This window comes from Amaricoccus sp. (assembly GCF_047602525.1).
Lineage (GTDB): Bacteria > Pseudomonadota > Alphaproteobacteria > Rhodobacterales > Rhodobacteraceae > Amaricoccus.
The window spans coordinates 2,124,417-2,144,220 of sequence record NZ_JASGHB010000001.1 but is presented as its reverse complement, the minus strand read 5'-3'; the positions used below and the strand labels follow the sequence as shown (position 1 = coordinate 2,144,220).

The following is a 19,804-nucleotide window of genomic DNA, read 5'->3' as shown; positions in this document are numbered from 1 at the left end:
CCCATTCCCTTGTCAGCCGGTGCGCCGGTGTCCCATGAGGGAGGCAACACCGGGGGGAGGGGCAGATGAGCGAGCAAGCGGAAGCGCGGGTGAACGGCCAGACGCGGCGCTGGTGGAAGGAGGCCGTGATCTACCAGAATCTGGCCGCGGTCCTTCATGGACTCCGACGGCGACGGCATCGGCGACCTGCGGGGCATCATCGCCCGGCTCGACCACGTCGCCGGCCTCGGCATCGACGCGATCTGGCTGAGCCCGCACTTCAACTCGCCGAACGTCGACAACGGCTACGACATCCGCGACTATCGCAAGGTGATGGCCGAGTTCGGCACGATGGCCGACTTCGACGCGCTTCTCGCCGCGATCAAGGCCCGCGGGATGCGCCTCATCCTCGACCTCGTGGTGAACCACACCAGCGACCAGCACGCCTGGTTCGTCGAGTCGCGCGCGTCGAGGGACAACGCGAAGCGCGACTTCTACATCTGGCGCCCCGGCCGGGACGGCGGGCCGCCCAACGACTGGCGCTCGTTCTTCTCCGGCTCGGCTTGGACGCGCGACGACGCGACCGGCGACTACTACATGCACCTCTTCGCCGAGCAGCAGCCCGACCTGAACTGGGAGAACCCGGAGGTCCGCCGCGAGGTCCACGACCTCATGCGCTTCTGGCTCGACAAGGGCGTCGACGGCTTTCGCATGGACGTCATCCCGTTCATCGCCAAGGATCCGGCCTTTCCCGACTATCCCGAGGCGCTGCGGAGCCGGCCGGAATTCTACCACGCCGGCACCCCGCGGCTGCACGAGCATCTCGCGGAGCTGCGGCGCGAGGTGCTCGATCCCTACGGCGCGGTAACGATCGGCGAAGCCTTCGGCGTGACGATGGAGCAGGCGTGCCTGCTCACCGACGAGGCGCGGGGCGAGCTCGACATGCTGATCCACTTCGATGCGGTGCGCGTCGACCGCGGCGTGGCATGGCGCTGGCAGGAGTGGACGCTGCCGCAACTCAAGGCGGTGTTCGACGGTCAGGATGCGGCCATGGGGCCCGGGACGTGGCGCACCATCGCGCTCTCCAACCACGACAATCCGCGGCTCGTCTCGCACTTCGGCGACGACGCCGAGCCGTGGCGCGAGCCGTCCGCCAAGGCGCTCGCGACCCTGCTCCTGACCCTGAAGGGCACGCCGTTCGTCTATCAGGGCGACGAGATCGCCATGACCAACTTCCCCTTCGAGCGCATCGAGCAGTTCGACGACATCGAGGCGCGCAACGCCTGGGCGAGCGAGGTTGCGACGGGGCAGGTGTCGCCCGGGGATTTCCTCTGGCACATGAACCGCACCAGCCGCGACCATGCCCGGACACCCGTGGCGTGGGACGACGGCCCGAACGGCGGCTTCACCGCCGGCCATCCGTGGTTCGCGCCGCATCCCGATGCCCGCCGGATCAATGCGGCGGCAGCCCTGCGCGACCCGGGCTCGATCTACCACTACTACGCCCGCTTCATCGCCCTTCGCAAAACCCGCCCCGAGCTGGTCTATGGCGACTTCCGCGATCTCGCGCCCGAGCATCCGCAGCTCTATTGCTACACGCGCCTGATCGACGGGCGGGGCGTGCTCGTGCTCTTGAACCTGTCCGGCGCCCCGGCGGCGCTGCCCGCCGGGATCGAGCCCGGCGCGCTGCTCATCGGCACGCAGGATGGCCCAGAGGGCCGGCAGATGCGGCCCTGGGAGGCCCGCCTCCACGCGGTCTGAGGGGGGCGGTCAGGCCGGCGCGGCCTCCGCCCGCGCCGCGTCCCGCAGCGCCTGCATCAGCACGGTCAGCGCGTCCGGCACCGTCTGCCCCGAGCGCAGCGTCAGGCCCACGGGCCCGGCGAGCGGCAGGCCGCCGAGGTCGAGCGCGACCACCGACCCGCTCGCCATCTCCTCCGCGACCACCCCGCGCGAGATGAACCAGACCGCATCCGAGCCCCGTACCAGGCCGCGGCCGAGGGCGAGCGAGACGGTCTCGACCTGCGGGCGGGGCAGCTCGCGGCCGTGGGTCAGGAAGTACTGCTCCACCACCGGCCGGATGATCGCGCCGGGCGGCGGCAGGATCAGCGGCCAGCCGGCGAGGTCGGCGCCGGGCGTCGCGAGCACCGGGTGGCCGGCCCGCACCACCGCCACCACCTCCTCGGCATAGAGCTGCTCGAACACCAGCCCCGCCATCTCGGCCGGCGCGGCAAGACGGCCGACCACGAGGTCGAGCCGCCCCTCGCGCAGCTGCGACAGCAGGTAGTGGTTCGGCCCGGTCGAGGCGCGCAGGCACGCCTCCGGCATCAGCCGGGCAAAGGCCAGCGCGGCGCGCGGCAGCACCCGCGTTGCCACCGTCGGCAGCACGCCCGCCGAGACCGTGCCGCCGGCCACCGGCCCGCGGATCGCGCGGATGCCGCGGTCGAGCTCGGTCAGCGACAGGCCGGCGTGCTTCTGGAACACCCGCCCGGCCGGCGTCAGCCGCAGGCGGCGGCCGGATCGCTCGAACAGCTCCGCGCCGACGCGCTCCTCCAGCTCCCGCAGCGTCTTCGACACCGCCGGCTGCGAGATGGCCAGCGTGTCCGCCGCGTGCTGCACGCTCGAGAGCCGGGCGACCTCCAGAAAGCAGCGCACGTGACGATAGGTGACGGGGACCATTCATAGCCTATAGGTTATGTATTTCGCGAAACATATCATTTTACATAACCGCGGCAATGAGCGATCAATCGGGCAAGGGGAGGACAACAACAATGCACATGCGCGAGATCAACGGGGTGCGCCTGCACCATGTCGTCACCGGCGACCCGGACGGCCTGCCGCTCGTCTTCGCCAACTCTCTCGGCACCGATTTCCGTATCTGGGACAAGGTGATCGCCGGTCTTCCTGCCGGACTGAAGATCCTGCGCTACGACATGCGCGGCCACGGGCTGTCCGATGCGCCCGACGGCGAATATCCGATGGCGGAGCTTGTCGCCGACGTCGCCGGGCTGATGGACGCGACGGGCTTCAAGGATGCGGTCTTCGTCGGCCTCTCGATCGGGGGAGTCGTCGCCCAGGGCCTCGCCGTGGAGCGCCCCGATCTGGTGCGCGCCGCCGTCCTGTCGAACACCGCCGCCAAGATCGGCACGGAAGCGAGCTGGAGCGACCGGATTGCCGCGGTGCGCGCCAACGGCATCGGCTCGATCGCCGACACCGTGATGAAGCTCTGGTTCTCGCGCGCGTTCCATGCCGAACGGGCCGACGAGCTGGCCGGCTGGCGCAACATGCTGACCCGCACCCCGCTCGCGGGCTACCTCGGCTGCTGCGCCGCCATCGCCCATACCGACCTGCGCGAGTCGACTCCGGCGATCCGCCAGCCCGTGCTCGCGATCGGCGGCGACGCGGACGGCTCCACGCCGCCCGATCTGGTCCGCGAGACGGCGGAGTCGATCCCGAACGCCCGCTTCGAGCTGATCCGCGGCGCCGGCCACATCCCCTGCGTCGAGGCGCCCGCCGCCTATGCGGCGCTGCTCACCCGGTTCCTGAAGGAGAACGGCCTTGGCTGAGTCCCTCGCGCCGACGCCGCGCCACGACGCCGGCATGGCGACCCGCAGGAGCGTCCTCGGCGACGCCCACGTCGACCGGGCCGAGGCCGCGAAGTCCGCCTTCGACGAGCCGTTCCAGACGCTCATCACGGAAGCGGCCTGGGGATCGGTCTGGTCGCGCCCCGACATCACCAGGCGCGACCGCTCGCTCATCACCCTCGCGCTGCTCGCCGCCCTCGGCCAGTGGGACGAGGTGGCGATGCACGTCCGCGCCACCGCGAACACCGGCGCCACGCCGGACGAGGTGCGCGAGGCGATGCTGCACGTGGCAATCTATGCAGGCGTCCCGGCCGCCAACCATGCGCTGAAACTGATCAAGCAAACCTACCGGGAGATGGGAGTGGAGTTATGAAGCAAGGTGAAATTCTCCGAGCCAACGCGCCGCAAGGCGCGGGAGAATTCTTCCAGCGGGACCGGACGATCCATCCGCCGGCCTTCACCCCCAACTACAAGACCAGCGTCGGCCGGTCGCCGAAGTTCGCGCTGCTCAGCCTGCAGAACTCGCTCTCCGAAGTCACCGGCCCGACGTTCGGTCACACCGACCTGGGCCCCTTGGACAACGACCTGATCCTGAACTACGCCCACGACGGCGAGCCGGTCGGCGAGCGGATCATCGTCCACGGCCGCGTGCTCGACGAGTCCGGCCGGGGCATCCCGAACACGCTGGTGGAGTTCTGGCAGGCCAACGCCGGCGGCCGCTATCGCCACAAGAAGGACACCTACCTCGCGCCGATCGACCCGAACTTCGGCGGCTGCGGCCGGACGCTCACCGACGAGAGCGGCTATTACTACTTCCGCACGGTGAAGCCCGGCGCCTATCCGTGGCGCAACTGGGTGAACAACTGGCGGCCGGCGCACATCCACTTTTCGGTGTTCGGCTCGGGCTTTGCCCAGCGGCTCATCACCCAGATGTACTTCGAGGGCGACCCGCTGATCCCGCACTGCCCGATCGTCGCGTCGATCCCCGACGCGGACGCCATCGAGCGCCTGATCGCACCGCTCGATCTCAACGCCGCGGTCCCGCTCGACTGCCTCGCCTACAAGTTCGACATCGTGCTCCGCGGGCGTCGCTCGACGCTCTTCGAGAACCGGCTGGAAGGGAACTGAGCCATGCCGCAGCCGCTGACCTACTTCAAGGAAACCGCCTCCCAGACGGCCGGACCCTACGTCCACATCGGCCTCGCGCCCGGCGCCGCCGGCTTCAAGATCTTCGAGACCGAGCTTGGCACCGACATCGCCGGACCGAATGCCGCGGGCGAGCGCATCCGCGTCGAGGGCACGGTCATCGACGGGGCCGGCGCCCCGGTGAAGGACGTGCTGATCGAGGTGTGGCAGGCCAACGCCGCCGGCGTCTACGCGAGCCCGGCCGACCTGCGCGCCGAGGGCGTCGAGGATGGCTTCCGGGGCTGGGGCCGGATCATCTCCGACTTCGACACCGGCCTGTTCGCCTTCGACACGGTGAAGCCCGGGGTGGTCTCGGGGCGCAACGCCCGGCCGATGGCGCCGCACCTGAACCTCTGGATCGTCGCGCGCGGCATCAACATCGGGCTCAACACCCGGATGTACTTCGACGACGAGACGGAAGCGAACGACAAGGACCCGGTGCTGAACCTCATCGAGCAGAAGAACCGCCGCGGCACCCTGATCGCCAGGCGCGAGCTGCGCGACGGCAGCCCGGTCTATCGCTTCGACATCCGCCTTCAGGGCGAGAACGAAACCGTGTTCCTGGACATCTGAGAGGCGAGCCATGGCCGACCCCTGCATCATCTGCGTCGCGATCACCGGCAGCCTCCCCAGGAAGTCGATGAACCCCGCCGTGCCGATCACCGTCTCCGAGCAGATCGAGAGCACGCACGAGGCGTTCGAGGCCGGGGCGTCCATTGCCCACTGCCACGTGCGCAACGACGACGAGACGCCGACCTCCTCCCCCGAGAAGTTCGGCCGCCTACTCGAAGGGCTGCGCAAGCACTGCCCGGGCCTCATCGTCCAGCTCTCGACCGGCGGGCGCTCGGGCGCCGAGCGCGAGCGCGGCGGGATGCTGTCGCTCGCGCCCGACATGGCGAGCCTCGCGGTCGGGTCGAACAACTTTCCGACGCGCGTCTATGACAACTCGCCGGACCTCGTGGACTGGCTGGCGTCCGAGATGCTGACGTACGGCGTGAAGCCGGAGATCGAGGCGTTCGACCTCAGCCACATCCATCAGGCGGCGGCGATGGCGCGGGACGGCCGGATCAAGGGGCCGCTCTACGTGCAGTTCGTCATGGGCGTGAAGAACGCCATGCCCGTCGACAGGCCGACCTTCGATTTCTACATCGAGACGGTGAACCGCATCGCGCCCGGCGCGCAGTGGTGCGCGGCCGGCATCGGCCCGAACCAGATCGTGCTGAACGAGTGGTGCATCGCCGCTGGCGGGCACTGCCGCACCGGGCTCGAGGACAACCTGCGGATCTCGAAGACCGAGCTGGCCGCGTCGAACGCCGCGCTGGTCAGGAAGACCGTCGAGCTCTGCGAGAAGCACCAGCGCCCGGTCGCGACCTGGCAGCAGGCCCGCGACATCCTCGGCCTCAAGGTGAAGGCGGCGGCATGATCTCTCCCTTCGACGGCGAGATCACCGCCGGCCTCTACGGCGACGCCGAGGTCGCGGCGCTCTTCGCCAGCGAGGCCGAGGTCCGCGCCATGCTCCGTGTCGAGGGCGCGCTCGCGTCCGTCGAGGCGGCCCTGGGCATCATCCCCGACGAGGCCGGCCGCGCCATCGCGGCGGCGGCCGGCACCGTCATCATCCCGCCCGCGAGCCTCGCGGCGGGCTTTGCCTCGGCCGGCGTCCCCGTCTCGGCGCTGGTCAAGGAGTTCCGCGCGCAGCTCGCCCCCGAGGTGGGCCAGTGGGTGCACTGGGGCGCGACCAGCCAGGATGTCGTCGACACCGGCCTCGTGCTGCGCCTGCGCCCGCTGCTCGACCTGCTCGACGCCCGCCTCGATGCGCTGACCCGGGCGCTGGCGCGTGCCGCGGCTTCGCACCGCGATACGGTGCTGCCGGCGCGTACCCGCTTTCAGGTCGCGACCCCGACCACGCTCGGCGCCAAGCTCGCCGTCTGGACCGCGCCTCTGGTGCGGCATCGCGTGCGACTGGCCGAGCTGCGCCCGCGGCTTCTCCGCGTGTCGCTGGCCGGCGCGTCCGGCACCAACGCCGCGCTGCAGGGCAAGGGCGAGGCGGTCGTGGCCGGCCTTGCCGACGCGCTGGACCTCGGGGCGTCGCCCGTGCCGTGGCACGCCGCGCGCGACACGATGCTGGAACTCGGCAGCTGGTTCGCGCTCGTCACCGGCTCGCTCGGCAAGATCGGCATGGACCTGATCCTGCTCGGGCAGAGTGAGATCGGCGAGGTCACGGCCGGCAGCGGCGGCGGCTCGTCCACCATGCCGCACAAGGCGAACCCGGTGGTGCCGGAGGCGCTGGTCGCGCTCGCCCGCGTCACCGCGGGCAATCTCGGCACGCTGGCGCAGGCGATGGTTCACGCCGAGGAGCGCGACGGCACCGCGCTCGGCCTCGAATGGTTCACGCTGCCGCAGATGGCCGTCGCCGCCGGCGCCGCCCTGCGCCATGGCCTCGCGCTGGCCGAGACGCTGAAGCCCCACCCCGACCGCATCGCCCGCACGTTCGCCGGCGACCGCGGCATGATGATGGCCGAGGCAGCGGTGTTCGCGCTGGCCGGGGAGATGCCGCGCCCGGAGGCGCAGGCGCTGGTGACGGCCGCCGTGAAGGCCGCCGGTCGCGACGGCACCTTGGCGGCCGCGCTCGCCGCTGCCGCGCCGGGCCGGGACTGGCCGGCGCTGCTCGATCCGGCGCACGGCGTCGGCGACGCGCCGCGGATCGCGGATGCGGCGGGGGAAATCGTCGCCTCGGGCAGGGGGTGAGCACGCTTCCGCGCGCCGGGGCATGTCGCGCCCGGTCCTTGCACGTGCGAGCGCAGGCATCGGCCGCCTGACGCCTCCCGCCGGGCGTCGGACTTCGTGTCGTGTCGAGTGCCGGCCGGTCCGGCCTGCCGGGTGTCCGAACGGCCGCGTCAGGCGATGATGTCGGGCGTGATCTCGTCGCTCAGCCGCTGGATCTCGTCCTTCAGCACCAGCTTGCGCTTCTTCAGGCGCCGGAGCGTGAGCTGGTCGGCCCGGCCCTCGGTGTGCAGCGCCGTGATCGCGTCGTCGAGGTCGCGATGCTCGCGCTGCAGAAGCTCGAGCTTCACCCGGAGAACCTCGTCGCGCGGCATGGTCTGCGGGGTCTGGGGGCGGTTCATCGGCTCGGCGTCTCCCCTTGGCTCGCCCTTCTATACCGCACCGACCCGCGCCGCGGCTAGTGCGTCGAGGCCCTTGTCTCGCTGCCCGCTGGCCCCCATGTCTTGCAGGACGGGGCCGCCGATCCGGGACCCCGCTGACCAAGTCGCTTGAGAACAAGGGCTCGATCGAGAATGACCAAGGTGACTTTCGCTTCGCATCCCCACCTGCTCGGGTTCGAGAACCTCGACCGGCTGGTGGAAAGGACCGCGAAATCCGGGAGCGACGGCTACCCGCCGTACAACATCGAGCAGCGCGGCAACGCGTCCTATCGCATCACCCTGGCGCTGGCCGGGTTCGGCGAGGATGATCTGGCAATCACCCTCGAGAACAACCAGCTGGTGATCCGGGGGAGACAGGGCGACGACGGCGAAGGCCGGACGTTCCTGCACCGCGGCATCGCGGCGCGCCAGTTCCAGCGCAGCTTCGTGCTGGCAGACGGCGTCGAGGTGGTGGGGGCGGCCCTGGAGAACGGGCTTCTGCACATCGACCTGGCCCGGTCCGTGCCCGAAACCGTCGTGCGCACGATTGCGATCAACGGCAAGAAACCCTGAAGGAGGCCACCATGACCGATTTTCCGAGCCTTCCCGCCGAAGCGAGCAAGGGCATCGTCTACGTCCGCGAGGTGAAGACCGCCGATCTGCCGGAGAAGATCCGGGCGCAGACCGTCGGCGTCGACCACCTCTATGCGATCCATGCCGCAACCGGCGAGGTGCTGGCGCTGGTCCCCGACCGCGCGCAGGCGTTCGTCGTCGCCCGGCAGAACGAGTTCTCGCCGGTCAGCGTCCACTGACGGGCAGAGGCCCGGGCGCGGGAGCGTCCGGGCCCGCCGCCTGATCTGGCGAGCGCGAGGTGAAGTCGCCGCCGGAGAGTTTCCGGCGGCAGCATTCTTTCTGGACGACATTGGCGTCGCGCACGTGGGCGTGACGGCCTCATTTTCAAACTGGGTTTGAAACACTCCCCGGGTTCTTCCGGCTATCGCTCTGCGCCCGCTGTGGCAGAATTGAGCGGTTTGACGGCGACGGCAGATCGCCCGGGAGGTCGGAAATGGCGGAAATTTGGGAGCACGCCTTTGGCGTCTGCTCACGCTGCGCGCACCTGCGGCACAACGGCGCTTTTTCGGGCGCCGGGCGAGGTTCGGTGTTGCGGTGTGCAGGATTTCCGCAGTTGACTGACCGCACCGGATCCCGCGCTCGCGCCGGAGGGTGCCCGCTGGACTGCAAGGAGGCCCAAGCTTGACCGCGGTACGCAACGAGATCCGATTTCTTCTCAACGACCGGGAGGAGCGGCTGAGCGCCGTCAGGTCCTCCGACAGCCTGCTCGATCACCTGCGCCTCGCGAGGCACCTGCGCGGCACCAAGGAGGGCTGTGCCGAGGGCGATTGCGGCGCCTGCACGGTGCTGGTCGGCCGGCGGGTGGGCGAGGGGCTGGTCTACGAGCCGGTGAACGCCTGCATCCGGCTCATGGGCTCGCTCGACCTGACGCATGTGGTGACGGTCGAGCATCTGGCCGGAGCGAACGGTGAGCTGCACCCGGTGCAGCAGGCGCTGGTCGACTACCACGGCAGCCAGTGCGGCTTCTGCACGCCCGGGTTCGTCATGTCGCTCTACGCGCTCTGGATGCGCAAGGCGCGGCCGGGTGTCGCCGAGATCGAGGAGGCGTTGCAGGGCAACCTCTGCCGCTGCACCGGCTATCTGCCGATCATCAAGGCGGCGCAGTCGATCGAGGGATCGGCGGCCGAAGACAAGCTCGCCGCCGAGCGCGCCGACGTGCTGGCGCGGCTTGCCACGATGGACGACGGCGCGCGCGTCGAGATCCGCAGCGGCGACGACGAGGTGATCGTGCCGGCGAGCGTCGACGACCTCGCCGACGTGCTGGCCGCGCGGCCGAAGGCGACTGTGGTCGCGGGCTCGACCGACGTCGGCCTCTGGATCACCAAGTTCATGCGCAACATCAGCCCGGCCGTGTTCATCGCCCACCTGACCGGCCTGAAGGGCGTCGAGGTGACGGACTCAGGCGTCACGATCGGCGCAGGCGTGAGCTACGACGAGTTCCAGTCGGTGCTCGACGCCGAGTTTCCGCATCTCTCGGAGTACTGGCGCCGCATCGGCGGCTGGCAGGTCCGGGTGATGGGGACCGTCGGCGGCAACGTGGCGAACGGCTCGCCCATCGGCGATACGCCGCCGGCACTGATCGCGCTCGGCGCGAGCGTGACGCTGCGCAAGGGCGCGGCGCGGCGGACGGTGCCGCTCGAGGCGTACTTCATCGCCTACGGCAAGCAGGACCGCGAGCCGGGCGAGTTCGTCGAGAGCCTCCACGTGCCGAAGCCGCCGGCCGGCACGCTCAATGCCGCCTACAAGGTGTCGAAGCGGCGCGAGGAGGACATCTCGGCGGTCGCCTGCGGCTTTCATGTCGAACTCGACGGCACGTTGGTGAAGGTGGCGCGGCTCGCCTATGGCGGGATGGCCGCGACGCCGAAGCGGGCGGCGGCGGCGGAGGCGGCGCTGGTCGGGCGGCCGTGGACGCTCGAAACCGTGGCGGCGGCCGAGGCGGCGATGGCGCAGGACTTCGCGCCCCTGAGCGACTGGCGGGCGAGCGCGGGCTATCGCGCGCGGGTGGCGGCGAACCTGCTGCGGCGGTTCTATCTGGAGAGCACGGGCGAGACGGTGCGGCTCGTGCGGGAGACGGCGTGATGCAGAAGATCGCGGAAAAGATCGGCGCGGAGGCGATCCGCGGCGGGGTTCACCTGTCGCAGCGGCATGACTCGGCGCACAAGCACGTGACGGGGCTGGCGGAGTACACCGACGATATCCCCGAGCCGGCGGGGACGCTGCACGCCTATCTCGGGCTCTCCGACCGGGCGCACGCGGAGATCGTCTCGATGGACCTCGCGGCGGTCCGCGCGGCGCCGGGGGTCATCGGCGTGCTGACCGCGGCCGACGTGCCGGGCCACAACGACATCAGCCCGGTCGGCAAGCACGACGACCCGCTGTTCGCCACCGGCAAGGTCGAGTTCCACGGGCAGCAGATGTTCGCGGTGATCGCCGAGACGCGGGACCAGGCGCGGCGCGCGGCCAAGCTCGCCAAGGTGGACTATCGCGACCTGCCGTTCGTGACCGACGTCGCCGAGGCGATGAAGGCCAACTATCCCTTCGTGACCGAGCCGCTGAAGCTCGAGCGCGGCGAGGTGGAGCCGGCCATGGCGGCCGCGCCGCACCGGCTCAAGGGCGCGATGCGCGTGGGCGGGCAGGATCACTTCTATCTCGAGGGGATGATCGCCTTTGCCGTGCCCGGCGAGGACGACGAGGTGACGGTCTATTCCTCGACGCAGCACCCCTCCGAGGTGCAGCACATGGTCGCCCACGTGCTCGGCGTGCCGTCGAACGCGGTGACGATCGTCGTCCGGCGCATGGGCGGCGGCTTCGGCGGCAAGGAGACCCAGCCGAACATCTTCGCCTCCGTCGCGGCGATCGCGGCGAAGAAGTGGCGGCGCGCGGTGAAGCTGCGCCCCGACCGCGACGACGACATGGTGGCGACGGGCAAGCGCCACGACTTCCTGAACGAGTACGAGGTCGGCTTCGACGACGACGGGCGCATCCTCGCGGTCGACGGCACGTTCGCGGCGCGCTGCGGCTTTTCGGCGGACCTGTCCGGGCCGGTGACGGACCGGGCGCTGTTCCATGCGGACAATGCCTATTTCTATCCGGCGGTGCGGCTGCGGTCGAAGCCGATGAAGACCAACACGGTTTCCAACACCGCCTTCCGCGGCTTCGGCGGCCCGCAGGGGCTCATCATCGCCGAGCGGATCATGGAGGAAATCGCCTACGCGCTGGGCAAGGACCCGCTGGAGGTGCGGCGTGCCAACTTCTACGGGCAGGGCGAGCGCAACGTCACGCCGTACCACCAGACGGTGACGGACAACATCATCGACCGGGTGGTGGACGAGCTGGTGGAGAGCACCGACTACGCCGCGCGGCGGCAGGCGGTCATCGACTGGAACGCGAAGGGCGGGGTGATCCGCAAGGGCATCGCGCTGACGCCGGTGAAGTTCGGCATCAGCTTCACCGCGACCTGGTACAATCAGGCCGGCGCGCTGGTGCACGTCTACAACGACGGATCGGTCCACCTGAACCACGGCGGCACGGAGATGGGGCAGGGCCTCTTCACCAAGGTTGCGCAGGTGGTGGCCGACGTGTTCCAGATCGACCTCGACCGGGTGAAGATCACCGCGACGACGACGGCGAAGGTGCCGAACACCTCGGCCACGGCGGCGTCGTCGGGGTCGGACCTGAACGGCATGGCCGCCGAGAACGCGGCGCAGCAGATCAAGGACCGGCTCATCGACTTCGCGGCCGAGAAGTATTCCGTCGACCGCGACCAGGTGGTGTTCCAGCCGAACGCCGTGCTCGTCGGCAACCGGCGGGTGGCGTTCGACGATTTCGTCAAGGAAGCCTACATGGCGCGGGTCCATCTCTCGGCCGCGGGCTTCTACAAGACGCCGGAGATCCACTGGGACCGCGCGGCGGGCAAGGGGCGGCCGTTCTACTACTTCGCCTATGGCGCGGCGGTCTCGGAGGTTTCGGTCGATACGCTGACGGGCGAGTACGTGGTGGACCGGACGGACATCCTGCACGACGTCGGGCGCTCGCTGAACCCGGCGGTCGACAAGGGGCAGGTCGAGGGCGCCTTCGTGCAGGGTATGGGGTGGCTCACGACCGAGGAGCTGTGGTGGGACGACAAGGGCCGGCTCAGGACGCACGCGCCGTCGACCTACAAGATCCCGCTCGCGGGCGACCGGCCGGCGATCTTCAACGTGCGCCTCGCCGAGTGGTCGGTGAACAAGGAGCCGACCATCCGCCGGTCCAAGGCGGTGGGCGAGCCGCCGTTCATGCTCGGGATCTCGGTGCTCGAGGCGCTGTCGATGGCAGTGGCGAGCCTGGCCGGCTATGCCGAGTGCCCGCGGCTCGATGCGCCGGCGACGCCGGAGCGGGTGCTCCGGGCGATGGACCGGCTGGCGGGGAGGGAGGCGTGACCGTCCGTCCGGGCGAGGTCTCGGGCTTTCGCGCGCGCACGGCCGCGGCGCTCGTCGAGGTGGCCGAGGCAAGGGGATCGACGCCGCGCGAGAGCGGCGCCTGGATGGTCGTCACCCCGGAGACGACCCTCGGGACGATCGGCGGCGGACAGCTCGAATACATGGCGATCGACGCGGCGCGCGCGATGCTGGCGCGCGGCGCGGACGCCGAGACGCTCGACATTCCGCTCGGGCCGGAGATCGGCCAGTGCTGCGGCGGGCGCACGGTGCTCGGCTGCCGCCGGCTCGACCCGTCCGGCTGGGCCGGGCTCGCGGCGATGGCGGAGCGGGAGTATCGCGCGCTGCCCGCGGTGCTGATCTTCGGCGCGGGACATGTGGGCCGCGCGCTCGCCGCGGCCCTGGCGCTGCTGCCGGTGCGGCCGGTGCTGATCGACCAGCGGGCGGGCGAGCTTGCGCTGGCACCACCCCGGGTCGAGACGGTGCAGACGGCGCTGCCCGAGGCGGAGGTGGCGGGCGCGGCGCCGGGGTCGGCGTTCGTGATCCTGACCCACGACCATGCGCTCGATTTCCTGATCGCGCGCGAGGCGCTGGCGCGGCGGGACGCGCGCTATGTCGGCATGATCGGCTCGCGCACCAAGCGCGTGACGTTCGAGCGGTGGCTGGCGAGGACGGAGGACGCGCCGTCGCCCGCGGAGCTGGTGTCGCCGATCGGCGCCGCGGGGCGACCCGACAAGCGGCCGGAGGTGATCGCCGCGTTCGTCGCGGCGGAAATCCTCGCCGCGCTGATGGCACGCACGCTGGTAACGGCCTGAGACGAGAGCGCGACCGCCTCGGGACAAGGGCGGCGCGGCAACAGACAGCGACAGTGAGGTTGAGAATGCTCGAAGGTCTTTTCGGACTGAAGGCGCACGGCACCAGCGTGCGCACGGAGGTGGTGGCGGGGATCACCACCTTCCTGACGATGGCGTACATCATCTTCGTCAACCCGCAGATCCTGTCGACGACCGGCATGGACCACTCGGCGGTCTTCGTGGCGACCTGCCTCGCGGCGGCGCTGGGCTCGGCGATCATGGGGTTCTATGCCAACTGGCCGATCGCCATGGCGCCGGGCATGGGGCTGAACGCGTTCTTCGCCTTCGGCGTCGTCGGCGCGATGGGCTTCACCTGGCAGCAGGCGCTGGGCGCGGTGTTCATCTCGGGCTGCATCTTCCTGATCCTGACGGTGACGGGCGTGCGGCGCTGGCTGGTGGCGGGCATCCCGCACTCGATGCGAAGCGCGGTGGCGGCCGGTATCGGCATGTTCCTCGGCATCATCGCGCTGAAGAGCGCCGGCATCGTCGTGGCGAGTGAGGCGACGTTCGTCACCCTCGGGCACATGACGGCGCCGGCACCCCTGCTCGCCATGGTCGGGTTCTTCCTGATCGCGGCGCTCGATGCGCTGAAGGTGAAGGGCGCGATCCTGATCGGCATCCTCGCCATCACCGTCGTTGCCATGGTGACGGGGATCAGCCCGTTCGGCGGCATCATGGCGCCGCCGCCGTCGATCGCGCCGACGTTCCTCCAGCTCGACATCGTCGGCGCGTTCTCGGCCGGCATCCTGCACGTCGTGCTCACCTTCGTGCTGGTCGAGGTGTTCGACGCCACCGGCACGCTGATCGGCGTGGCAAAGCGCGCCGGCCTGCTGACCGAGGGCCCCGGCCACGCCAACCCGCAGCTCGGCAAGGCGTTGCTCTCGGATTCGACGGCGATCGTCGCGGGCTCGCTGCTCGGCACGTCGTCGACCACCGCCTACGTCGAGAGCGCCTCGGGCGTGCTCGCGGGGGGGCGCACCGGGCTCACCGCCGTCACCGTCGCGGCCATGTTCCTGCTCGCGCTGTTCTTCGCGCCGCTCGCAGGGTCGGTGCCGGCCTTCGCCACGGCGCCGGCGCTGCTCTACGTCGCGTGCCTGATGATGCGCGAGCTGGTGGATGTGAACTGGGACGACATCACCGACGCGGCGCCCGCGGCGCTGACCGCGCTGATGATGCCGTTCACCTACTCGATCGCCAACGGCCTTGCCTTCGGCTTCATCAGCTATGCCGTCATCAAGGCGGCGACGGGCCGGGCGCGCGAGGTTCATCTGGCAACCTGGCTCGTGGCCGGGCTATTCCTGATCCGCTTCGCCTTCTTCGCGGAGTAGCGGCAGGGGCAAACGCGGGAGCTCGAGGATGACGGCGGACCCCAATCGCCTCGAGCTGCGCGGTGTGACCAAGGCGTTTCCCGGTGTGCTCGCGAACGACGACGTGAGCTTCCGGGTTCGCCCGGGCGAACTGCACGCGCTGCTCGGAGAGAACGGCGCGGGCAAGTCGACGCTCGTGAAGATGATCTACGGCGTGCAGCAGCCGGACGCCGGCGAGATCGTCTTCGACGGCACGCCGGTGCGCATCGCCAGCCCGCGCGCGGCGCGGGCGATGGGCATCGGCATGGTGTTCCAGCACTTCTCGCTGTTCGAGCCGATGACCGTGCTCGAGAACATCGCTCTCGGCCTCGACGAGCGGCTGTCGGCCGCGGCGCTCGAGGCGCGGGTCCGCGAGGTGATGGCGCGCTACGGCCTGGCGCTCGATCCGCACCGCACCGTCTCGACCCTCTCGGTCGGCGAGCGGCAGCGCATCGAGATCGTGCGCGCGCTGCTGCTCGAGCCGAAGCTGCTCATCATGGACGAGCCGACGAGCGTCCTGACCCCGCAGGAGGTCGAGCAGCTGTTCGGCACGCTGCGCAGCCTCGCCGCCAGCGGCTGCGCGGTGCTCTACATCAGCCACAAGCTGCACGAGATCCGCGCGCTCTGCGACGCGGCGACGATCCTGCGCGGTGGGCGGGTGGTCGGCAGCTGTGTGCCGGCGCAGGAGACGCCGCGCTCGATGGCCGAGATGATGATCGGCGGCAGCCTGAAGGATGTGCGAAAGGCGCCGGGCACGGGCTTCGGGGCGGAAAAGCTGGTGGTCGAGCGCCTTCACCTCGCGGGCGGCGGCGATTTCGATGTGGCGCTGAAGCAGGTGTCGTTCGCGGTGCGCGCCGGCGAGATCCTCGGCATCGCCGGCGTCGCCGGCAATGGCCAGAACGAGCTGCTGCTCGCGCTCTCCGGCGAGACGCCGGTCGCGGATGCGGGTGCGATCCGCCTCGACGGCCGGCCGGTCGGCAGCCTGCCGATCGCCGCGCGCCGCCGTCTCGGCCTCGCGGCGGTGCCGGAGGAGCGCAACGGCCACGCCGCCGTGCCGGGCTTCACGCTGGCCGAGAACGCGGTGCTGACCGCGCGCTATCGCAAGGGCATGGTGCGCCAGGGGGTGATCCTCGGCGGCATTGCGCGGGACTACGCCGACGAGGTGATCCGCACCTTCGCGGTCAAGGCCACGGGGCCGCGCGCGACGGCGGGCTCGCTCTCGGGCGGCAACCTGCAGAAGTTCATCATGGGCCGCGAGGTGCTGCAGGTGCCGGAGGTGCTGGTGGTGGCGCAACCGACCTGGGGCGTCGACGCCGGCGCGGCCGCCGCGATCCATCAGGCGCTCGTCGATCTCGCGGCGCGCGGCTCGGCGATCGTCGTCATCAGCCAGGACCTCGACGAATTGCTGGCGATCTCCGACTCGCTCGCCGTCATCAACGAGGGCCGGCTGTCGCCGAAGCGCGCGGTCGGCGAGATTTCCATCGACGAGATCGGCCTGCTGATGGGCGGGGTGCATGGCGGGGCAGGCGAAGACGAGACTGGCCGGGAGGTAGAGCGTGCTTGAACGGCGCAAGGAGCCGAGCCGGACGATGGTCTGGCTCGCGCCGGTCCTCGCGGTGCTGGCGACGATGGTGGTGGGCGGGCTGGTGTTCTCCGCCCTCGGCTACGACGGGTTTGCGGCGGTGCGCGCCATCTTCGTCGATCCGCTGGTCACGCCGCGCAAGTGGCAGGACCTCGGCCTGAAGGCCGCGCCGCTGGTGATGATCGCGACCGGCCTCTCGATCGGCTTCCGGGCCAACGTCTGGAACATCGGCGCCGAGGGCCAGTACATCGTCGGCGGCCTCGCCGGCACCGGCGTCGCGCTCGCCACGTGGGAGATGACGGGCTGGTGGATCCTGCCCGCGATGTGCCTCGCCGGGGTCCTCGCCGGCATGGCCTGGGCGGCGATCCCGGCGTTCCTGCGGACGCGGCTCAACGTCAACGAGATCCTGTCGAGCCTGATGCTCACCTACGTCGCGGTGCAGCTGCTCTACTATCTCGTGAACGGCCCGTGGAAGGACCCCGACGGCTTCAACTTCCCGCAGACCCGTCTGTTCACCGACGCGCAGATGCTGCCGCTGCTGCCGGGGATCGGCTATCTCAACGTGCCGCTGGCGCTCGTCGTCTCGCTCGTCGCGTGGTTCGTCATGGCCCGGACGGTGGTGGGCTATCAGGTGCGCGTGGTGGGGGCGGCGCCGATGGCGGCGCGCTACGGCGGGTTCAGCCGGAACGGCACGATCTGGCTGGCGCTGCTTGCCGGCGGCGGGCTGGCCGGACTTGCGGGCATCTTCGAGGCCGCGGGGCCCTTCGGCCAGATGGTGCCGGCGTTTCCCACCGGCTATGGCTTCACCGCGATCATCGTCGCCTTCCTCGGCCGGCTGCACCCGCTCGGCATCCTCGCGGCCGGCGTCATCCTCGCGGTGACATACGTGGGCGGCGAGGCGGCGCAGTCCTCGCTCGGGCTGCCCTCCGCCGCGACGGGGGTCTTTCAGGCGATGATGCTGTTCTTCCTGCTCGCGGCCGACATCCTCGTCGGCTGGCGATTCCGCTTCGGACGGAGGGCCGGCGCATGACCGAGGCGCTGGCGGTCTCGATCCTGATGACGGTCATCGGCGCGGCGACGCCGCTGCTCCTCGCCGCGCTGGGCGAACTGGTGGTGGAAAAGAGCGGCGTGCTGAACCTCGGGGTCGAGGGGATGATGCTGGTCGGCGCCGTCACCGGCTTTGCCGTGACCTCGGCGACCGGGGTGCCGGCGCTCGGGCTCGTCGCGGCGATGCTGGCGGCGGTGGCGGCGTCGATGATCTTCGCGGTGCTGACGATCACGCTCGCGTCGAATCAGGTGGCGACCGGGCTCGCGCTGACGATCTTCGGCATCGGCCTGTCGTCGATGATCGGCGAGAGCTTCGTCGGAAAGACCATCGCCCCGCTCGGCCCGGTGTTTCCGCCGATGCTGGCCGGCGACCCGCTGCTGCGGCTGGTATTCGGACACTCGATCCTGGTCTATGCCTCGCTCGCGATGACGGCGGCGGTGGCGTGGTTCCTCTCCCGCTCGCGTGCGGGCCTGATCCTCCGGGCGGTGGGGGAGAACGACCATTCGGCCCATTCCATCGGCTATTCCGTGATCGGCACGCGCTACGCGGCGGTGGCCTTCGGCGGGGCGATGGCCGGGCTCGCGGGTTGCTACTACTCGATGGTGCAGACGCCGATGTGGGCCGAGCAGTTGACGGCCGGTCGCGGGTGGATTGCTCTCGCGCTGGTGGTATTCGCGGCGTGGCGCCCGTGGAGGTTGCTGGCCGGGGCCTATCTCTTTGGTGCTGTGATGACTTTCGAGTTGCACGCCAAGGCGGCGGGCATAAATATCGTTTCACCGGAGTTCCTCGCGGCTCTGCCCTACCTCGCGACGATCCTCGTGCTCGCCCTGATCTCGGCGCGCCGGTCGATCGGAGCGGCGGCACCGGCCTGCCTCGGCCAACCGTTCCGGCCGAGCGCATGAACGACAACAGGGAGACAAGAAACAGCATGACGCTCATCACCCGGAGGGGCCTGCTCAAGGCCGGTGGCGCAGCGGCAGCGACGCTGCCGTTCGCCGGGCGCGCCCTCGCGGCCGATCCGCTGAAGGTCGCCTTCGTCTACGTCGGGCCGGTCGGAGACTTCGGCTTCACGTTCGCCCACGAGCAGGGCCGCAAGGAGGCGCAGGCGCACTTCGGCGACAAGGTTCTGACGACGTACGTCGAAAACGTTGACGAGGGCCCGGACGCCGAGCGGGTGCTGAAGAACCTTGCGGACGACGGCAACACGCTGATTTTCGCCACGTCGTTCGGGTTCATGAACCCGACGGTGAAGGTGGCCAAGCGCTACCCGGACGTGAAGTTCGAGCACTGCACCGGCTACCAGACCGCACCCAACCTCGCGATCTACAACGCCCGCTTCTACGAGGGCCGCGCGGTCTGCGGCACGATCGCCGGGCACATGTCGAAGACCGGCATCGGCGGCTATGTCGCGTCGTTCCCGATCCCCGAAGTGGTGATGGGGATCAACGCCTTCACGCTCGCCGCGCAGAAGGTCAATCCGGCCTTCCAGACCAAGGTCGTCTGGGTGTCGAGCTGGTACGATCCGGCCAAGGAGGCCGACGCGGCCAAGGCGCTGTTCGACCAGGGCGCCGACATCCTGTCGCAGCACACCGATTCGCCGGCGCCGCTGCAGGCCGCGGAGCAGCGCGGGCTGATGGCGTTCGGGCAGGCCTGGGATATGTCGTCCTTCGCGCCGAAGGCGCACCTGACGGCGATCGAGGACCACTGGGGCGGCTATTACATCGACCGCATCCAGGCGGTGCTCGACGGCACGTGGCAGACCGGCTCGGTGTGGGGCGGGCTGAAGGCCGGCATGGTGCGCATGGCGCCGTGGAACGAGCGCATCCCCGCCGAGGTGGTGAAGGCGGCCGAGGCCATGCGCGACGGCCAGGCCGACGGATCGGTCAACATCTTCTCCGGCCCGATCGTCGACCAGAAGGGCACGGAAAAGCTGCCGGCCGGCTCGACGCTCGACGATCCGACGCTGCTGGCGCTCGACTGGTACGTCGCCGGCGTGCAGAGCTGAGCTGGCGCGCAGGGCTGAAGGTGCTTCGCGGTCGAC

At 70.3% G+C, this 19,804-nt stretch carries 19 protein-coding genes; 17 read left to right on the top strand and 2 right to left on the bottom strand.

What is annotated here, in order from left to right:
- The first annotated feature begins 156 nt into the window (after nt 1-156).
- Nucleotides 157-1,740 (top strand): glycoside hydrolase family 13 protein, encoded by a 1,584-nt coding sequence (locus QM699_RS11125; protein WP_415011189.1) that lies wholly within the window; start codon nt 157-159, stop codon nt 1,738-1,740.
- Nucleotides 1,741-1,749: 9 nt separating this feature from the next.
- On the opposite strand, the gene pcaQ is transcribed toward QM699_RS11125, so the two are convergent.
- Nucleotides 1,750-2,655, bottom strand: a complete 906-nt coding sequence (pcaQ, locus tag QM699_RS11120; protein ID WP_415011188.1) for a pca operon transcription factor PcaQ — start codon at nt 2,653-2,655, stop codon at nt 1,750-1,752.
- Nucleotides 2,656-2,747: 92 nt separating this feature from the next.
- Between pcaQ and pcaD the strand changes: the two genes are divergently transcribed.
- From pcaD to QM699_RS11090, 6 genes are read left to right on the top strand one after another with little or no spacing between them, the layout of a single operon-like run.
- Entirely contained in the window at nt 2,748-3,542 is a 795-nt protein-coding gene (gene pcaD, locus QM699_RS11115) for a 3-oxoadipate enol-lactonase (protein ID WP_415011187.1), read from the top strand.
- Nucleotides 3,535-3,933, top strand: a complete 399-nt coding sequence (pcaC, locus tag QM699_RS11110; RefSeq protein WP_415011186.1) for a 4-carboxymuconolactone decarboxylase — start codon at nt 3,535-3,537, stop codon at nt 3,931-3,933. The genes pcaD and pcaC overlap by 8 nt, the downstream gene beginning before the upstream one ends.
- Entirely contained in the window at nt 3,930-4,688 is a 759-nt protein-coding gene (pcaH, locus tag QM699_RS11105) for a protocatechuate 3,4-dioxygenase subunit beta (RefSeq protein ID WP_415011185.1), read from the top strand. Before pcaC ends, pcaH begins: the two co-directional genes overlap by 4 nt.
- A 3-nt stretch (nt 4,689-4,691) precedes the next feature.
- Entirely contained in the window at nt 4,692-5,318 is a 627-nt protein-coding gene (gene pcaG, locus QM699_RS11100; protein WP_415011184.1) for a protocatechuate 3,4-dioxygenase subunit alpha, read from the top strand.
- A 10-nt stretch (nt 5,319-5,328) separates the two neighbouring features.
- Nucleotides 5,329-6,168, top strand: a complete 840-nt coding sequence (locus tag QM699_RS11095; RefSeq protein WP_415011183.1) for a 3-keto-5-aminohexanoate cleavage protein — start codon at nt 5,329-5,331, stop codon at nt 6,166-6,168.
- Nucleotides 6,165-7,490 (top strand): lyase family protein, encoded by a 1,326-nt coding sequence (locus tag QM699_RS11090; RefSeq protein WP_415011182.1) that lies wholly within the window; start codon nt 6,165-6,167, stop codon nt 7,488-7,490. Before QM699_RS11095 ends, QM699_RS11090 begins: the two co-directional genes overlap by 4 nt.
- Before the next feature lie 149 nt (nt 7,491-7,639).
- Here the strand turns inward: QM699_RS11090 and QM699_RS11085 are convergent, their stop codons facing one another.
- Complete coding sequence (locus QM699_RS11085; RefSeq protein ID WP_415011181.1) at nt 7,640-7,867, bottom strand: YdcH family protein; 228 nt, start codon at nt 7,865-7,867, stop codon at nt 7,640-7,642.
- A gap of 171 nt (nt 7,868-8,038) precedes the next feature.
- Here QM699_RS11085 and QM699_RS11080 point away from each other — a divergent pair, with 171 nt between their 5' ends.
- From QM699_RS11080 to QM699_RS11035, 10 genes are all read left to right on the top strand, one after another.
- Complete coding sequence (locus tag QM699_RS11080) at nt 8,039-8,458, top strand: Hsp20 family protein (RefSeq protein ID WP_415011180.1); 420 nt, start codon at nt 8,039-8,041, stop codon at nt 8,456-8,458.
- Between the two features lie 11 nt (nt 8,459-8,469).
- Nucleotides 8,470-8,697 (top strand): DUF1150 family protein, encoded by a 228-nt coding sequence (locus QM699_RS11075; protein WP_415011179.1) that lies wholly within the window; start codon nt 8,470-8,472, stop codon nt 8,695-8,697.
- 442 nt (nt 8,698-9,139) lie between these two features.
- Nucleotides 9,140-10,597 (top strand): xanthine dehydrogenase small subunit, encoded by a 1,458-nt coding sequence (xdhA, locus tag QM699_RS11070; RefSeq protein WP_415011178.1) that lies wholly within the window; start codon nt 9,140-9,142, stop codon nt 10,595-10,597.
- Nucleotides 10,597-12,936 carry a xanthine dehydrogenase molybdopterin binding subunit gene (gene xdhB / locus QM699_RS11065; RefSeq protein WP_415011177.1) on the top strand — a complete coding sequence of 780 codons (2,340 nt, stop codon included), beginning with the start codon at nt 10,597-10,599 and terminating at the stop codon, nt 12,934-12,936. Before xdhA ends, xdhB begins: the two co-directional genes overlap by 1 nt.
- The gene (xdhC, locus tag QM699_RS11060) at nt 12,933-13,748 is read left to right on the top strand and encodes a xanthine dehydrogenase accessory protein XdhC (protein ID WP_415011176.1); all 816 of its coding nucleotides are present in this window, start codon (nt 12,933-12,935) and stop codon (nt 13,746-13,748) included. Before xdhB ends, xdhC begins: the two co-directional genes overlap by 4 nt.
- Nucleotides 13,749-13,813: 65 nt before the next feature.
- Nucleotides 13,814-15,115: an NCS2 family permease gene (locus QM699_RS11055; RefSeq protein ID WP_415011175.1), complete on the top strand. Its 1,302-nt coding sequence runs from the start codon at nt 13,814-13,816 to the stop codon at nt 15,113-15,115.
- Between the two features lie 28 nt (nt 15,116-15,143).
- The gene (locus tag QM699_RS11050; protein WP_415011174.1) at nt 15,144-16,697 is read left to right on the top strand and encodes an ABC transporter ATP-binding protein; all 1,554 of its coding nucleotides are present in this window, start codon (nt 15,144-15,146) and stop codon (nt 16,695-16,697) included.
- Nucleotides 16,690-17,745, top strand: a complete 1,056-nt coding sequence (locus QM699_RS11045; protein ID WP_415011173.1) for an ABC transporter permease — start codon at nt 16,690-16,692, stop codon at nt 17,743-17,745. Before QM699_RS11050 ends, QM699_RS11045 begins: the two co-directional genes overlap by 8 nt.
- A complete protein-coding gene (locus tag QM699_RS11040; protein WP_415011172.1) occupies nt 17,742-18,665 on the top strand; it encodes an ABC transporter permease in 924 nt (307 codons plus the stop codon). The genes QM699_RS11045 and QM699_RS11040 overlap by 4 nt, the downstream gene beginning before the upstream one ends.
- 26 nt (nt 18,666-18,691) lie before the next feature.
- The gene (locus QM699_RS11035; protein WP_415011171.1) at nt 18,692-19,768 is read left to right on the top strand and encodes a BMP family ABC transporter substrate-binding protein; all 1,077 of its coding nucleotides are present in this window, start codon (nt 18,692-18,694) and stop codon (nt 19,766-19,768) included.
- Nucleotides 19,769-19,804: the final 36 nt, after the last annotated feature.

Bases quoted from the DNA above. Each gene is read 5' to 3' on its own strand.
- QM699_RS11125 (WP_415011189.1), top strand. From the start codon at position 157: ATGGACTCCGACGGCGACGGCATCGGCGACCTGCGGGGCATCATCGCC.
- pcaQ (WP_415011188.1), bottom strand. From the start codon at position 2,655: ATGGTCCCCGTCACCTATCGTCACGTGCGCTGCTTTCTGGAGGTCGCC.
- pcaD (WP_415011187.1), top strand. From the start codon at position 2,748: ATGCACATGCGCGAGATCAACGGGGTGCGCCTGCACCATGTCGTCACC.
- pcaH (WP_415011185.1), top strand. From the start codon at position 3,930: ATGAAGCAAGGTGAAATTCTCCGAGCCAACGCGCCGCAAGGCGCGGGA.
- pcaG (WP_415011184.1), top strand. From the start codon at position 4,692: ATGCCGCAGCCGCTGACCTACTTCAAGGAAACCGCCTCCCAGACGGCC.
- QM699_RS11095 (WP_415011183.1), top strand. From the start codon at position 5,329: ATGGCCGACCCCTGCATCATCTGCGTCGCGATCACCGGCAGCCTCCCC.
- QM699_RS11090 (WP_415011182.1), top strand. From the start codon at position 6,165: ATGATCTCTCCCTTCGACGGCGAGATCACCGCCGGCCTCTACGGCGAC.
- QM699_RS11085 (WP_415011181.1), bottom strand. From the start codon at position 7,867: ATGAACCGCCCCCAGACCCCGCAGACCATGCCGCGCGACGAGGTTCTC.
- QM699_RS11080 (WP_415011180.1), top strand. From the start codon at position 8,039: ATGACCAAGGTGACTTTCGCTTCGCATCCCCACCTGCTCGGGTTCGAG.
- QM699_RS11075 (WP_415011179.1), top strand. From the start codon at position 8,470: ATGACCGATTTTCCGAGCCTTCCCGCCGAAGCGAGCAAGGGCATCGTC.
- xdhB (WP_415011177.1), top strand. From the start codon at position 10,597: ATGCAGAAGATCGCGGAAAAGATCGGCGCGGAGGCGATCCGCGGCGGG.
- QM699_RS11055 (WP_415011175.1), top strand. From the start codon at position 13,814: ATGCTCGAAGGTCTTTTCGGACTGAAGGCGCACGGCACCAGCGTGCGC.
- QM699_RS11050 (WP_415011174.1), top strand. From the start codon at position 15,144: ATGACGGCGGACCCCAATCGCCTCGAGCTGCGCGGTGTGACCAAGGCG.
- QM699_RS11040 (WP_415011172.1), top strand. From the start codon at position 17,742: ATGACCGAGGCGCTGGCGGTCTCGATCCTGATGACGGTCATCGGCGCG.
- QM699_RS11035 (WP_415011171.1), top strand. From the start codon at position 18,692: ATGACGCTCATCACCCGGAGGGGCCTGCTCAAGGCCGGTGGCGCAGCG.